The following is a 13,507-nucleotide window of genomic DNA, read 5'->3' on the forward strand; positions in this document are numbered from 1 at the left end:
GATGAGCGTCCCCCGGACCCTGCAGCTGCCTCCCGGCGTCACCAAGTCGTTCGAGCTCGGGGGTCTGCACGGCGACGTCGCGATGTTGTCGGCCAAGGCGATCGGGCCGAGCAAGGGCAAGGTGCTGCTGATCCCCGGCTGGACCGGCAGCAAGGAGGACTTCCTGCCCCTGCTGCCGCTGCTCGCGGCGGCCGGGTACGACGCGACGGCTTACGACCAGGCCGGCCAGTACGAGAGCGATCCGGGCGACGACTACACCCTGGAGAGCTATGCCCGGGGCGCCTTGCGGCTGGCGCAGATGGACAGCTCCCGCACGCACCTGCTGGGGCACTCGTTCGGCGGGCTCGTCGCCCAGCAGGCCGCCCTCATCGACCCTCCACAGGTGCGGAGCCTGAGCCTGCTGTGCTCCGGTCCCGGGGCGCTCGGCGACTCCCCCACGCGTCCGCTGCGGCGGGTCGTCGACGCGATCGGCAAGGTCCCGCTGCTGCAGATCCACCAGCTGCGCGAGCAGGGCATCAAGCGTCCCGCGCAGATCACCGCGTTCCTGGCCAAGCGGTTCACGGCCAACGATCCACGGTCGCTGCGCGCGATGACCCAGCTGCTGATCGACGCGCCCGATGTCGTCGACGCGGTCCGCGCCACCGGCGTCCCCACGTGGGTCGGCCGTGGCACCGACGACGACGCGTGGCCACACGACGTCCAGGAGATGATGGCGAAGCGCCTCGGCACCGAGATCGCGGTCGTCCCCGACTCGGCCCACTCCCCCGCGGTCGAGAACCCCGAAGCACTCATGCAGGCCTGGCTACCGTTCCTGGAGGCGCACTGATGGCACACTTCACCCGCGGATTCACCGGACGTCCACGTCGCGGCGGCAACGACCGGCTGCCGCCCGGCCAGTACGACACCGGCGAGAGCTGGCCGACCCTCACCGCCGAGCTGACCCCGACGATCGACGTCGACGAGTGGACCATGGCCGTCGACGGCCTGGTCGACACGCCCACGACCTGGGACTGGCGCGGCATCCACGCCCTCCCGCCGTCCAGCTACTTCGGCGACATCCACTGCGTCACGACCTGGTCGAAGTTCGACACGACGTTCAGCGGGGTCAGCGTCGATGCCCTGCTGGACGTCGCCGGCGTCAAGCCCGAGGCGACGCACGTCTTCGCCACGTCGACCACCGGCTACACGACCAATTTGCCCTTGGCCGACGTTACCGGCGGCAAGGCGTGGATCGTGTGGGACTTCGACGGCAAGCCGCTGCCCCCCGAGCACGGCGGACCGGTGCGGCTGCTGGTCCCGCACCTGTACTTCTGGAAGTCGGCGAAGTGGATCACGCGCCTGGAGCTGCGCGATCACGACGAGCCGGGCTTCTGGGAGCGCAACGGCTACCACGACCGCGGCGACCCGTGGCTCGAGCAGCGCTACCAGGGTGACGCGTGAGCGACCTGACGCAGGAGACCACCAGCGCTGTCGCCAGCAGCTGGACGACGGGCACTGTCCGGGAGGTCGAGCACCTCGGCGAGAACTTCGTCAAGCTGCGCCTGGAGGTCGCCGACCGCCACGACCACGTCCCCGGACAGCACTACGTCGTGCGCCTGCGCGCGCCCGACGGGTACACCGCGCAGCGCTCGTACTCCATCGCATCGGATCCGGCCGATCCGCTGGTCGAGCTGATGGTGGAGTGCCTTCCGCGCGGCGAGGTGTCCGGCTTCCTGCACGATGTCGTCGAGGTCGGCGACGAGCTGGAGGTCCGCGGTCCGATCGGGCGCTGGTTCGTGTGGGGCGGCACGACGCCGTCGCTGTGCGTCGCGGGCGGCTCGGGAGTCGTCCCGTTCGTCTCGATGATGCGGTACGCCCGGCGCACCGGCACCGAGCACCTGCTGCGGGTCGTCGCCTCGGCCCAGACCCGGCAGAAGCTGCCGTACGTCGAGGAGCTCGAGGAGTTCGGCGCCTTCATCGCGCTGACGCGGGAGAACCAGCCCCTGCCGGACGGTTCGGAGCGGGTCGCGGCACACATCTACCCCGATGAGCTCGTGCCGCTGGCCGAAGGTGTCGAGCGGGCCTACGTCTGCGGCTCGGTGGGCTTCGTCAGCTTCGTGGGACGCAGCCTCGGCGAGGCCGGTGTCCGCAGCGACACCGTGCGCGTCGAGCAGTTCGGGCCGACCGGCTAGCTGGACGGTTACCTGGAATCACAGGATCCACTCCGCAATCAATGGCACACCCATCAGCCGGCTGAACAACCTGCCTGGACATCACAGCTAGCCGAACAGCCGCTCGAACTCCTCGGGCGCTGTCGTGCGGGCGCCCAGGTGGAACTCCGGGCCCTTGCCAGTGCCGTGGTAGTCGCTCGAGCCGGTCACGGCGAGGCCCAGGTCGGCGGCGATCGCGCGCAGCTCGGCTCGCACCTCCTCGGAGTGGTTGACGTGGTCGACCTCGATGCCGCCGAGCCCCTGCCGCGCGAGATCGGCGATGACGTCGGGGCTCAGCACCCGCCGCCCCTTGCGGGCCCAGGGGTGGGCCAGCACCGTGACGCCGCCCGCGTCCCTGACCAGCCCGATGGCATCGGCCAGCGGTGTGCCGTACCGCTCGATGTAGACCGGCCCGTTGTCGTAGAGCCAGTCACGGAACGCCTCGTCCCGGTCGGCGACGTAGCCGGCCGCGACCATCGCGTCGGCGACGTGCGGACGGCCCGATGCCGCGGCGCTGCCCGACTGGGCTGTGACGTCGTCGACGGTCAGCGGCATGCCGTGCTCGGCGAGCTTGCGGACCAGGCCGGGCAGGCGGTCGTCCCGGCCGTCGAGGACGCGCTGCAGCTCTGCGAGCAGCGCCGGATCGGTCGGGTCGAAGCCGTACCCGAGCAGGTGGACGCTGGTCCCCTCGCGCATCGTGGAGATCTCGATGCCACGCACCAGGGTGATGCCGACCCGGTCGGCAGCCTGCTGCGCCTCGTCCCAGCCGGCGGTCGAGTCGTGATCGGTGATCGCCACGACGTCCAGCCCCGCGATCTTGGCCTTCTCCACCAGCTCCGTGGGGGTGTCGGTGCCGTCCGAACGATTCGAGTGGGTGTGGAGATCGATGCGCACGACGTCAGGCTATCGGCCGCGCAGGACTTCGTCCCCTGCCCCGGGGACGCGCCGCACGGCAGAGTCGAGCGCTGGGCAGCCCCCAGTTCCCCGACCCGGCAGGTAGGCATCTGACATGACACGCACCCGGTCCTCGCGTCTGGTGGCCGTCGTGACCATCTGCACCTTCACGGTGCTGGGTCTGGCGGCCTGCGACTCGTCCAGTGACAGCGACGGCGACACCCGCACCTCGTCGACGCCGACCCCGACGTCCGACGGCCCCACCGCAGAACAGGGCTCACGGACCAGCGAGGACGCGGCCGAGCTGGCCGCACAGGTCAGGAGCAAGTTCAAGCAGCAGGTCTACGAGGACTCCAAGACCGGCTCGTCGCTGCCGTACAACATCTTCCTGCCCGATGGGTACGACTCGTCCAACGAGTACCCGCTGGTGCTGTTCATCGCCGACTCCAGCTTGGTGGGTCAGGACGTCAAGGCACCGCTGTCGCAGTACGGGGCACTGGTGTGGGCCAGCGATCGGGACCAGCAGCGGCAGAAGAGCATCGTGGTCGTCCCGGAGTACCCCAGCGTCATCATCGACGACCAGGAGTCGTACACGACGTCGGAGTACGTGGAGCTGACCGCGCGACTCATCGACGATCTCGAGGACAGGTACGAGGTGAACGACAACGCGATCTACGGCACCGGGCAGTCGATGGGCGCCATGGCGATCCTGTACCTGGCCGCCGAGCATCCCGACCTGTTCGCCGCCGAGCTCCTGGTCTCGGGTCAGTGGGACAAGGAGCAGCTGGGCGGCCTGACCGAGCAGAAGTTCTTCTACATCGCTGCGGGCGGCGACTCGCGGTCCACGGGCGGCCAGAAGGACCTGCAGGAGCTGCTGGACGAGGCCAAGGTCCCCTACGGCACCGCCACCTTCGACGCGACCTGGTCCGAGAGCAGGCTCGACGCCGCGGCGCAGAAGCTGTTGGACGACGGGTACAACGCACACTTCGCGACCTTCAAGACCGGCACGGTGCTCAGCGCCGCCGGACAGGACGCCGGCGGCACCGGCCAGGACGCAGGGGCCGCCGAGCACATGGCGTCCTTCGAGCCGGCCTACAAGATCCCCGCGGTGCGCGACTGGCTGTTCGCGCAGGTCAACGACTGACGGCGCCGAACCCGGCTGCGCCTACTGCTGGGCCGAGACGTTCCACCGTCGGACGACCGGGGTGCCGCGGTCGTCGCCGAGCACCGAGATCGTGGCGGTGTCCAGGTCGAACATCCGTCCGCCGGCGACCTCGAGGCCGAGCCACCGGGCCGCCAGGACGCGCAAGGAGTGCCCGTGGGCGAACACCAATGTGCGGCCGTCGACCGCGCGCGCCCGCTGCACGACCCGGTCGAGGCGCGCGGCGACCTCGGCCGCGGACTCACCACCGGGGCTGTCGTGCGTCCAGACCGACCAGCGGGGCACGCTCTCCTGGATCTCCGGCGTGGTCATGCCCTCGTAGTCGCCGTAGGCCCACTCGGCCAGGTCCTCGTCGGGCTCGGCCGAGGCGAAACCGGCCAGCTCGGCAGTACGCCTGGCTCGCTTCCGGGGGCTCGTGAGCACCTGGGCGAAGTCGACCCGCGACAGCGGGGCGGCCAGGCCCTCGGCCACCGCCTCGCCGTTCGCGGTGAGCTCGAGGTCGGTGACCGACGTGTGCTGGCCGTTCATGCTCCAGGCGGTCTCGCCGTGGCGCACGAGCCACAGCTCGTGCAGCTCGTGCGAGGGCATGGTCATCGCGGCACGAGCGCCCAGTAGTCGAGATCGAGCAGGACGCCCGGCGCGTACTTGCCGGTCCCTCCTGAGCCTGTCGAGGGGTCGCCGTCACGCAGCGTCATCGACTCGTCGCGCCCCTTGGTCGCCACGAGCCGCAGGCGCAGCGCGCCGACACCGGGGGCGGCCGTCTCGGCCTTGTCGAGCACCTCCGACCACGCGTACACCGTGTCGCCGGCGAAGGCAGGCGCGGTGTGCGCGCCGGCGTTGATCGCCGCGATGAGCTGCGCATTGGCCAGGCCGTTGAACGACAGCGCCCGCGCCATCGAGATGATGTGGCCGCCGTAGATCAGGCGCGTGCCGTCGGGGCGAGCCTCGGTGTTGAAGTGCACCTTGGCGGTGTTCTGCCACAGCCGCGTGGCCAGCATGTGCTCGGCGTCGGTCAGCGTGACGCCGTCGACGTGATCGATCTTCTCGCCGACCTCGTAGTCGTCCCAGCGGTGCGGCTCGCCGGCCGCGGCGAAGTCGTACGTCGTGAAGTCCAGCCCCTCCGGCAGCACCAGCTCCTCCGGAGCGACCACGGCGGCCAGCTCGGGCACGACCGTCTCCGGCGCGGGTGCCGCGGCGTCCCGCTTGTGGACCATGACCCACCGGGCCCAGTCCAGGGCGATCTCACCGCGCTGGTTCGTGGCGGTCGATCGCACGTACACGACCCCGGTGCGGCCATTGGAGTTCTCCTTGAGGCCGATGACCTCCGACGCCGTGCTCAGGGTGTCCCCCGGGACGACGGGACGGTGGAACCGGCACTCGGCGTAGCCGAGATTGGCCACCGCGTTCAGCGACACGTCCGGGACGGTCTTGCCGAAGGCGATGTGGAAGGCGATCAGGTCCTCGACCGGCGCGGGATCCAGACCCACCGATGCCGCGAACTGCGCCGACGACGGAATCGCGAACCGGGTCGGGTACAGCGCACCGTACAGAGCCCGATCACCCTCGGTGACGGTGCGCGGCGTGGCGTGCTCGAGCACCTGCCCGACCTTGAAGTCCTCGAAGAAGTGGCCGGGATTGGTCTTGGTCATGCGGTTCCTCTGGATGTCTCAGGCGAAGGGATTCTGGGCGGGGTTGCCGGGCATCTCGGCCAGCAGGGCCGTGCCGTCGGCCAGGAACTTGTGCTCGACGAGCACCTCGTACTTGGTCGCGACGACCTTCTGGACCGAGCTGAAGTCACGCTGCCCGCGGGTCGCGGCATAGCCGAACGCGCCGGAGATCAGGCCAAACACGATGCCGAAGGCGATACCGCCCAGGATCGTACCGATGACCGAGCCGGGCTCGGCGAAGATGCTCAGGATCGCGCCGATCAGCAAGCCCAGCCAGGCGCCGGACGCCGCGCCGGCCGACAGCACCTTGGCCCACGTCAGGCGACCGGTGACCCGCTCGACCTGTTTGAGCTCGGTGCCGACGATCAGCACGTTCTGGACCGGGAAATCATGGTCGGACAAGAAGTCGACCGTCTTCTGGGCGTCTGCGTACTGGTCATAGACACCCAACGACTGCGGGTACTCGAGCTCGAAGATTCCGTTCTGGGCGGGGGGCATGGCCCCAGCGTAGACGCCTCGGGACGCCGTGGGACGGCGCGAGGCCCCGGACTCGTCCGGGGCCTCGCGCTTCGGCGGGTGCGTGCTACTTCACGCGGACCTTCAGGACCTTCATGGTCGACCCGATCTTGACGCCGAGGTTCCACTGCCTCTGGCGCTGCATGCCGTTCTGCATAGTCACCGACAGAGCCCAGCGGTTCTTGCCGGCCTTCTTGAAGGCGTGGTCACGCTTGAACGGCTTGCGCGGGGAGACCTCGGCGTCGTAGTAGACCGGGCGCGCCGAGCGGCCCGCCACGACCAGACGGTAGGACCGTCCCGCCGTGACCGTGTACACCCCGTTCGAGAACCGCGCACCGTCGATGTACACCCGCCGCGTCGTGTAGCTGACCGAGGTGCGGGCGGTGTTGCCAGCCCGGTCCTTGGCGATGGCGGTGACCGTCGTGCGGTCCCCTGTGGTCCGCCGGGACACCTTGCAGGACTGGACGCCCGACAGGGAGTCCGATGCGGAGCACCGCGCGGCGGGTGCCTGGCCCGCGTAGCTGCGCCCGGCCTTGACCTTGCTGACCTTCACGCGCGGGGTGGAGCGGTCGATCGCGATGCCGTCGACGCTCACGCTCGCCACGCCGCCGTCGGTCGAGGACACCGTGCGCGCGAGCGCCGGCGCGACGCCCTCGGCGCCGACCGTGACGGGCGACGGGCACGCAGACACCAGCGGCGCGCCGTTCGGCGTGCAGGTGAAGGTCACGGTGACGGGAGTGCGGTACCAGCCGGACGCCGCCCGGGGTGCCGCGCTGCTGAGCGATGCGGTGATGGCCGGGTCGTTGCGGGTCAGCGAGGTCGACGAGCCGGCGAAGTCGGCTGCGCCGGAGTAGCTCGCGGCCACCAGGCGGGACTGCCCGGCCGGGACCGCGTACGACAGCACGGCCTCGCCCGCGGCGACGGATGCGGTTCCCACCGACGTGCCGCCGACCATGAAGTCGACCGTCCCGGCGGGCAGACCGGCACCGGGTGCCGTGACGGCGATCTTCGCGACCAGCCGGTCGGGCTCGACGGTGAGGGTCGTGGTGGTCGCGGCCTGCCCGACCACGATCTCCTGGCGTGCCTGGGTCGCGGCAGCGTGGTCGCGGCTGCCGGCGCGATCGGCCACGACGGTGCACAGGCCCGCGTGGTCGAACGACACCACCCCAGCCGCCAGCGAGCAGGCGGCGCCCTCGACGCCCAGCGCGACCGGCTGTCCGCCCGCGCTGGTGGCGACGGTCGGCGTGTAGGTCGCCCCGACGACCGCGGCCGACGGGGTCGAGTCGAATGCCACGGTCTGCGCGGTCTTGGCGACCGTGATGGTCTCCTGCGCCGTCGGAGCCGCGTTGAACAGCGCGGTGCCGGCCTGGTCGGCCAGCACGGTGCAGGCCCCGGCGTGGTCGAAGGTGACGATCGCGCCCTTGATCGAGCAGACGTCCGCGCTGCCCGGGGCGAGCGAGAAGGTCACCGGCTCACCGGAGCCGCCACCTGTGGCGGTCACGGTGTAGGACGAGCCGATCGCGGCCGGATCGGGACGCGTCGACGTGATCGTGACCGTCTGGTCCGTCTTGACGACGGGCTCGTAGGCGACGACCTCGTAGTCACTGCTGTAGTTCAGGGCAGTGATGTCTCCGATGCGGTAGCCACCCAGGCCCGCGAGCGTGTGCAGGCACAGCCGCTCATCGCCCGTCAGCATGTCGCAGGTGCCCAGCTGCACCGGCGCGCCGGCCGGGGCGAAGCCCCACGACCACGCCGTCTTGTAGTACCACTCCGACCCGTTCACCAGATGGGTCTGAGCGCCTCCGCCGACCTGCGGGGCGATCGCCTCGGCCCGAGGGGCGGCTGCCGCGAGCAGCAGGGTGTCGCTGCCGGTAGCCCGCCCGGCGAGCAGGATGTAGGGGCCGTCGCACGGGTCGAGGATCTTCTCGGCCGCCTCCCCGAACGGTGTGTCGAAGGTGCTGGAGTAGCACTGCTTCCAGCCGCCGCCGGTGACCGTCGACACCGGCACGTTCTTCTGTGGGCCGGACGGGTAGTAGGTGGGCGCGGGATCGGCGACGGCGGTCGCCGCCGGGGCCGTGACGACCGGAACGGCGGCGACCAGGAGCGCCGCGACGAAGGACGCGAGGACGCGTCGGGACAACATCATGAAAGGACCTCAAGACTCGCGAGCAGGGCTCGCGCCAACGACGGGGGAAGGCCGGTCACACTCAGACGGGCCACGCCATCGTAGGGGTCCAGGAAGCACACCGATGTAGTTTTGCCAACATCGGTCGAGCTCGGGCTCTTCTCAGAGCTTGTACTCCTTGAGCAGCGCGCGACCGATGATCATCTTCTGGATGTCGGACGTCCCCTCGCCGATCAGCATGAAGGCTGCCTCACGGTAGAGCCGCTCGATCTCGTACTCCTTGGAGTAACCGTAACCACCATGGATGCGGAATGAGTCCTGGACGACCTCGTTGCAGTACTCCGAGGCGATCATCTTGGCCATGCCGGCCTCGACGTCGTTGCGCTTGCCGGCGTCCTTGAGACGGGCGGCCTTGACCACCATCGCGTGCGCGGTCTCGACCTTCGTGGCCATCTCGGCGATACGGAACAAGATCGCCTGGTGCTGCGCGATGGGCTTGCCGAACGTCTCGCGCTGCTGCGCGTAGGCCACGCCCAGCTCGAAGGCGCGGTTGGCGATGCCGACGGCGCGGGCGCCGACGTTGACGCGACCGACCTCGACGCCGTCCATCATCTGGTAGAAGCCCTTGCCGGGGACCCCACCGAGGATCTGGTCGGCGGTCGTCCTGTGCTTCTCCAGGATCATCTCGGTGGTGTCGATGCCCTTGTAGCCCATCTTGTCGATCTTGCCCGGGATCGTGATGCCCTGGGCCGTCTCGCCGAAGCCGGCTTCCTTCTCGATCAGGAACGTCGTCATGTTCTTGTAGACCGAGTCCTGGCCCTCGTCGGTCTTGACCAGGACGGCGACCAGCGTCGAGCTGCCACCGTTGGTCAGCCACATCTTCTGGCCGGTGATCTCGTAGCCGCCGTCATCGGTCTTGGTGGCCTTGGTGCTGATCGCCGAGACGTCCGAGCCGAGGCTCGGCTCGCTCATGGAGAAGGCGCCGCGCACCTCGCCGGTGGCCATCTTGGGCAGGTACTTGGCCTTCTGCTCGTCCGTGCCGTGCTGCATCAGCAGGTACGCGACGATGAAGTGGGTGTTGATGACGCCCGAGACGCTCATCCAGCCGCGGGCGATCTCCTCCACGACCAGCGCGTACGTCAGCAGCGACTCGCCGAGTCCGCCGAACTCCTCGGGGATCATCAGGCCGAAGATGCCCAGCTCCTTGAGCCCCTCGACGATGTCGGTCGGGTACTCGTCCTTGTGCTCGAGCTCGGTCGCGACCGGGATGATCTCCTTCTCGACGAACTGGCGGACCAGCTTCAGGATCTCCTGCTGATCCTCGGTGAGACCTTCGGTGCTGACAAGACGACCCATGAGGGAGGCTCCTCCGTTGCTGCGACGATGACCCGCCGACTGTACCCATTGGTAACCTCCGCGTCTCGTCCTGGTGACGCGCGCCACCCCGAGCAGGACCGGGTCAGTCGGCGAGGGCGGCCTCGGGCGGCGGACGCCGTACGACGACCAGCACGAGGCCGGCCAGGATGAGCGCCAGCCCGGCGTACACCCCCACGGGCGGCGTCTGGCCGAGGAAGATGCCGGCCAGCAGCGCGGCGCCCGGGACCTCCAGCAGCAGCAGGAGCGAGATCAGCCCCGGGCTCATGACCGCCAGCAGGTGGTTCAGCACCGAGTGCCCCAGCAGCTGGGCGCAGATCGTGACCCCGATGATCGCCAGCCAGGTGCGACCGGAGAAGTCGACCATCTCGACCTGGCCGACCAGGCACGCGCCGGCCAGCACGAGCGCGCAGATGCCGTAGCAGGCGACCGTGTACGACCCCGTCGAGACGCGTTCGCGCACCTGGCTGCCGGCGATCAGGTACAGCGCGGCGGTCAGGCCGCCCACCAGCGCCAGCAGGTCCCCGGTCAGCGCACGGGCGGACAGCGTGAAGTCGACGCCGGTGATGACCAGCACGCCGACGACCGCCAGCCCCATCCCGGCGACGACGGCGCGCGGCGCCACCTCTCCACGCAGCCGATCGATCACGACGACGAACACGACCTGCATGCTGACCATCGCGGTGGCCGCGGCGACGGACGTCATCTTCAGGGCGGTGACCCACGTGCCGAAGTGGGCGGCCAGCATCACGCCGGCGAACACGGTCGTCCGCCAGCCGCTGCGGCCGAGCGACCCGAGCTCACCCCGGGCCCGGGGGGCTGCGAAGGGCGCGACGGCCAGCGTCCCGAGCGCATTGCGCCAGAACCCGATCGCCAGGGCTGGTGCCGATGCCCCGGCCATCAGCGGGCCGGACGCCGAGACGCCGAGGATCGCCACGACGGCGAGGAGCGCGTTCACCCGATCAGTGTGCACGTGCCACGCTGTCGCCACGACACAGCGGCAGCGCTGGCTAGCCCCAGCTCTCCTCGAGCTCAGCCAGCGACGACTCCAGGTGCGTCAGCAGGCGCTGCAGGTGAGGGACGGACTTGCGGCAGCCGACGAGCCCGAAGTCCAGGTGACGGTCGCGGCTGGTCAGCGTGATGTTCAGCGCCTGGCCGTCCAGCACGATCGACGCCGGGTACATCCCGTCCAGCCTCGCGCCGTTGAAGTACAGCTGCTCCGTGGGTCCGGGCACGTTCGAGATGATGACGTTGAACGGCGGGCGGGTGTACCGGACGAATCCGGGCACGGGCGTCAACGCCAGCGGCAGCACCTGCAGCGCCGAGAACGCCAGGATCTGGGTCGGCGTCAGGTCGCCCATGATCTTCTTGGCCTGGCGCGAGGAGTAGGCGATCTCCTCCAGCCGGGTCGCGCCGTGCTCGTGGTCGGTGGCCAGGTTGACCACGATCGCCCCGGTGGCGTTGCCGGGTTCCGCGTCCTCGGCCGAGCCGGCCCGCAGCGCGAGCGAGACCGGCACCATCGCGGTCATCGGCTCGTCCGGCAGGGCGTGCTGCTCCAGGAGGTAGGTGCGCAGCGCCCCCGAGACCATGGCCAGCACGACATCGTTGAGCGTCGTGGCCGACGACTTCGCGACCTGCTGGATCCGCTCGATCTCCCACGACTGGGCAGCGAACCGGCGCGCTCCCCCGACCGAGCCGTTGAGCATCGTCTTGGGTGCGATCGGCAGTGTCACGTCCCCGTCGCGGACGATCTGGCCGGCGATGCGCAGCGACGCGGGCAGCAGCCCGGCGATCTCGCTGACCGCTCCTGCACCCGCCCGCAGGAGGCCGATCGGGTCGATGCCCCTGCTCGGCGCCCGGTCTGCGTCGCGGCTGCGGAGCGCCCACGGGGGCACGCAGTCACGGGCGTCCGGATCAGGGCTCAGCGAGCGTTGCATGAGGCGCAGGCCCGAGACGCCGTCCAGCATCGAGTGATGGATCTTGGTGTAGACCGCGATGCGCCCGTCGGCCAGCCCCTCGACCACGTGGGCCTCCCACAGCGGGCGGTGCCGGTCCAGCAACGACCCGTGCCAGCGTGAGGTGAGCTGCAGCAGCTCGCGGATCCGGCCCGGGTGCGGCACCGCGGAGTGGCGCACGTGATAGTCCAGGTCGAGCGTGGGGTCGACCTTCCACCACGTGCTGCCGCGCGACGCGACCGGCTCGGCGGGACGCTGGCGGAACAACGGCGACGTCTCGTGCGCGGTGAAGGCGTCCAGCATGTCGCGGACGAACTCCGGACCCGCGTCCGGCGGCGGTGAGAAGAGCTGGAGTCCCCCGACGTGCATGGGGTGCTCGCGGGACTCGGCGAGCAGGAACATCGAGTCGGTGGGCGGCATGAACGGCATTGAGCGGGTCCTTCTGCGGGAGTGACGTACCGAGAGTACGCTGTGAATGATGTGGCGCAAGTCACTTCCTGTGCAATAGTGAGCGCCGCTGCCACCCGGCGGCGCTCGGGAAAGGCAGGATCCATGGCACATCTGGCGCTCGCAGCCCGACCGACGTACGTCCGCGGCTCGAGCCTGAGGTCCAAGGTCCTCGGGCTCGGCCTGCGGCACACCCTGCGTCCTCTGCTGGGCCTGTGGGGCCATCTGCCGTTCGACGTCTTTCCGCCCAATGTCGTGGAGCACGCCGCCAAGCTGCTGCCGGTGCACGAGGGCACGATGTGGCGCACCATCGACCTGCCGACCACCACCAGCGAGTGGCTCCAGGCCAAGGGCGTCGACGAGATCAGCGGGGGCAACGACAAGGCGATCCTGTACTTCCACGGGGGCGCCTTCTTGACCTGCGGCCTCAACACCCACCGACGGCTCGTCTCGCGCATCTCGTATGCGGCCAAGCAACCGGTGCTCAACGTCGGCTATCGCCAGATGCCGTACGAGCCCATCAACGAGTCGGTCGCCGACGGCGTGGACGCCTTCGCGTGGCTGCTCGACCGCGGCTACCGCGCGGAGGACATCACGATCACCGGCGACTCGGCCGGCGGCTACCTGGCCTTCAGCGTCGCCCGAGCGGTCATCGACAAGGGCTGGGGGCGGCCGGCCGGCGTCGTGGCCCTCTCGCCGCTGCTGGACTTCGACCCCGCCGGCAAGAAGGCGCACCGCAATGCCGATCGGTGCCAGCTCTTCCCCCTGCACGCCGTCGCCAAGCTCACCGACGTGACGCTGCGCATGGACACCCGCCGTGGCATCACGACGGCGCGCGTCGACCCGGTCAACATGCCGCTGGCCGACATGCCGCCGGCGATGATCCACGTCGGCTCCCGGGAGGTCCTGATGGCCGATGCCGAGCTGATGGCCAACCGTCTGGTGTCGGCCGGGGTCCCCTGCGAGCTGCAGGTGTGGGAGAAGCAGATCCACGTCTTCCACGCGGCCGCGTCGTGGGTGCCCGAGGCGCGGCTCGCGATCGAGGAGATCGGCGCCTTCGTGCGGGGTCTGGCCGAGCGCGAGGTCCCGTCCAGCGCGGCGGCGCCGGTGGCCGCGGCGGTGCCGACGACCGACACGGCCGCGGCATCGGGCCTCTGACGGTCCCCGCTCCCCACTCC

Annotated in this window: 13 protein-coding genes; 5 read left to right on the forward strand and 8 right to left on the reverse strand. The window is 70.0% G+C overall.

The window, feature by feature from the left end; translation table 11 throughout:
* Position 1 precedes the first annotated feature (1 nt).
* From NQV15_RS13900 to NQV15_RS13910, 3 genes are read left to right on the forward strand one after another with little or no spacing between them, the layout of a single operon-like run.
* Positions 2 to 826, forward strand: coding sequence for an alpha/beta fold hydrolase (locus tag NQV15_RS13900; protein ID WP_232401513.1), 825 nt, complete (start codon positions 2 to 4; stop codon positions 824 to 826).
* A complete protein-coding gene (locus tag NQV15_RS13905) occupies positions 826 to 1,440 on the forward strand; it encodes a sulfite oxidase-like oxidoreductase (RefSeq protein WP_232401510.1) in 615 nt (204 codons plus the stop codon). Before NQV15_RS13900 ends, NQV15_RS13905 begins: the two co-directional genes overlap by 1 nt.
* Positions 1,437 to 2,171: an FAD-binding oxidoreductase gene (locus NQV15_RS13910; RefSeq protein ID WP_232401508.1), complete on the forward strand. Its 735-nt coding sequence runs from the start codon at positions 1,437 to 1,439 to the stop codon at positions 2,169 to 2,171. Before NQV15_RS13905 ends, NQV15_RS13910 begins: the two co-directional genes overlap by 4 nt.
* A gap of 87 nt (positions 2,172 to 2,258) precedes the next feature.
* Here NQV15_RS13910 and NQV15_RS13915 read toward each other — a convergent pair whose 3' ends face one another.
* Complete coding sequence (locus NQV15_RS13915; RefSeq protein ID WP_232401499.1) at positions 2,259 to 3,083, reverse strand: PHP domain-containing protein; 825 nt, start codon at positions 3,081 to 3,083, stop codon at positions 2,259 to 2,261.
* A 115-nt stretch (positions 3,084 to 3,198) separates the two neighbouring features.
* Between NQV15_RS13915 and NQV15_RS13920 the strand changes: the two genes are divergently transcribed.
* Entirely contained in the window at positions 3,199 to 4,227 is a 1,029-nt protein-coding gene (locus tag NQV15_RS13920) for a carboxylesterase family protein (protein WP_232401483.1), read from the forward strand.
* Between the two features lie 21 nt (positions 4,228 to 4,248).
* Here the strand turns inward: NQV15_RS13920 and NQV15_RS13925 are convergent, their stop codons facing one another.
* The 7 genes from NQV15_RS13925 to NQV15_RS13955 all read right to left on the reverse strand — a co-directional run bounded on the left by NQV15_RS13925 (position 4,249) and on the right by NQV15_RS13955 (position 12,311).
* Positions 4,249 to 4,839, reverse strand: a complete 591-nt coding sequence (locus NQV15_RS13925) for a histidine phosphatase family protein (protein WP_232401451.1) — start codon at positions 4,837 to 4,839, stop codon at positions 4,249 to 4,251.
* Positions 4,836 to 5,894: a MaoC family dehydratase gene (locus tag NQV15_RS13930; RefSeq protein ID WP_232401449.1), complete on the reverse strand. Its 1,059-nt coding sequence runs from the start codon at positions 5,892 to 5,894 to the stop codon at positions 4,836 to 4,838. The genes NQV15_RS13925 and NQV15_RS13930 overlap by 4 nt, the downstream gene beginning before the upstream one ends.
* 18 nt (positions 5,895 to 5,912) lie before the next feature.
* Complete coding sequence (locus NQV15_RS13935) at positions 5,913 to 6,410, reverse strand: general stress protein (RefSeq protein ID WP_257125055.1); 498 nt, start codon at positions 6,408 to 6,410, stop codon at positions 5,913 to 5,915.
* An 85-nt stretch (positions 6,411 to 6,495) separates the two neighbouring features.
* A complete protein-coding gene (locus tag NQV15_RS13940; protein WP_232401445.1) occupies positions 6,496 to 8,574 on the reverse strand; it encodes an Ig-like domain-containing protein in 2,079 nt (692 codons plus the stop codon).
* Positions 8,575 to 8,715: 141 nt separating this feature from the next.
* Positions 8,716 to 9,909, reverse strand: a complete 1,194-nt coding sequence (locus tag NQV15_RS13945) for an acyl-CoA dehydrogenase family protein (protein ID WP_232401443.1) — start codon at positions 9,907 to 9,909, stop codon at positions 8,716 to 8,718.
* Between the two features lie 103 nt (positions 9,910 to 10,012).
* Positions 10,013 to 10,885: a DMT family transporter gene (locus NQV15_RS13950; protein ID WP_232401441.1), complete on the reverse strand. Its 873-nt coding sequence runs from the start codon at positions 10,883 to 10,885 to the stop codon at positions 10,013 to 10,015.
* 52 nt (positions 10,886 to 10,937) lie between these two features.
* Entirely contained in the window at positions 10,938 to 12,311 is a 1,374-nt protein-coding gene (locus NQV15_RS13955) for a WS/DGAT/MGAT family O-acyltransferase (protein WP_232401438.1), read from the reverse strand.
* Between the two features lie 123 nt (positions 12,312 to 12,434).
* Between NQV15_RS13955 and NQV15_RS13960 the strand changes: the two genes are divergently transcribed.
* Entirely contained in the window at positions 12,435 to 13,487 is a 1,053-nt protein-coding gene (locus tag NQV15_RS13960) for an alpha/beta hydrolase (RefSeq protein WP_232401436.1), read from the forward strand.
* The last annotated feature ends 20 nt before the right edge of the window (positions 13,488 to 13,507 follow it).

The sequence above is a fragment of the Aeromicrobium wangtongii genome (genome assembly GCF_024584515.1).
GTDB lineage: Bacteria > Actinomycetota > Actinomycetes > Propionibacteriales > Nocardioidaceae > Aeromicrobium > Aeromicrobium wangtongii.

What these genes read in the sequence shown, in the direction of transcription:
- NQV15_RS13900 (WP_232401513.1), top strand. Translation starts at nt 2, where the DNA reads ATGAGCGTCCCCCGGACCCTGCAGCTGCCTCCCGGCGTCACCAAGTCG.
- NQV15_RS13905 (WP_232401510.1), top strand. Translation starts at nt 826, where the DNA reads ATGGCACACTTCACCCGCGGATTCACCGGACGTCCACGTCGCGGCGGC.
- NQV15_RS13920 (WP_232401483.1), top strand. Translation starts at nt 3,199, where the DNA reads ATGACACGCACCCGGTCCTCGCGTCTGGTGGCCGTCGTGACCATCTGC.
- NQV15_RS13925 (WP_232401451.1), bottom strand. Translation starts at nt 4,839, where the DNA reads ATGACCATGCCCTCGCACGAGCTGCACGAGCTGTGGCTCGTGCGCCAC.
- NQV15_RS13930 (WP_232401449.1), bottom strand. Translation starts at nt 5,894, where the DNA reads ATGACCAAGACCAATCCCGGCCACTTCTTCGAGGACTTCAAGGTCGGG.
- NQV15_RS13935 (WP_257125055.1), bottom strand. Translation starts at nt 6,410, where the DNA reads ATGCCCCCCGCCCAGAACGGAATCTTCGAGCTCGAGTACCCGCAGTCG.
- NQV15_RS13940 (WP_232401445.1), bottom strand. Translation starts at nt 8,574, where the DNA reads ATGATGTTGTCCCGACGCGTCCTCGCGTCCTTCGTCGCGGCGCTCCTG.
- NQV15_RS13945 (WP_232401443.1), bottom strand. Translation starts at nt 9,909, where the DNA reads ATGGGTCGTCTTGTCAGCACCGAAGGTCTCACCGAGGATCAGCAGGAG.
- NQV15_RS13955 (WP_232401438.1), bottom strand. Translation starts at nt 12,311, where the DNA reads ATGCCGTTCATGCCGCCCACCGACTCGATGTTCCTGCTCGCCGAGTCC.
- NQV15_RS13960 (WP_232401436.1), top strand. Translation starts at nt 12,435, where the DNA reads ATGGCACATCTGGCGCTCGCAGCCCGACCGACGTACGTCCGCGGCTCG.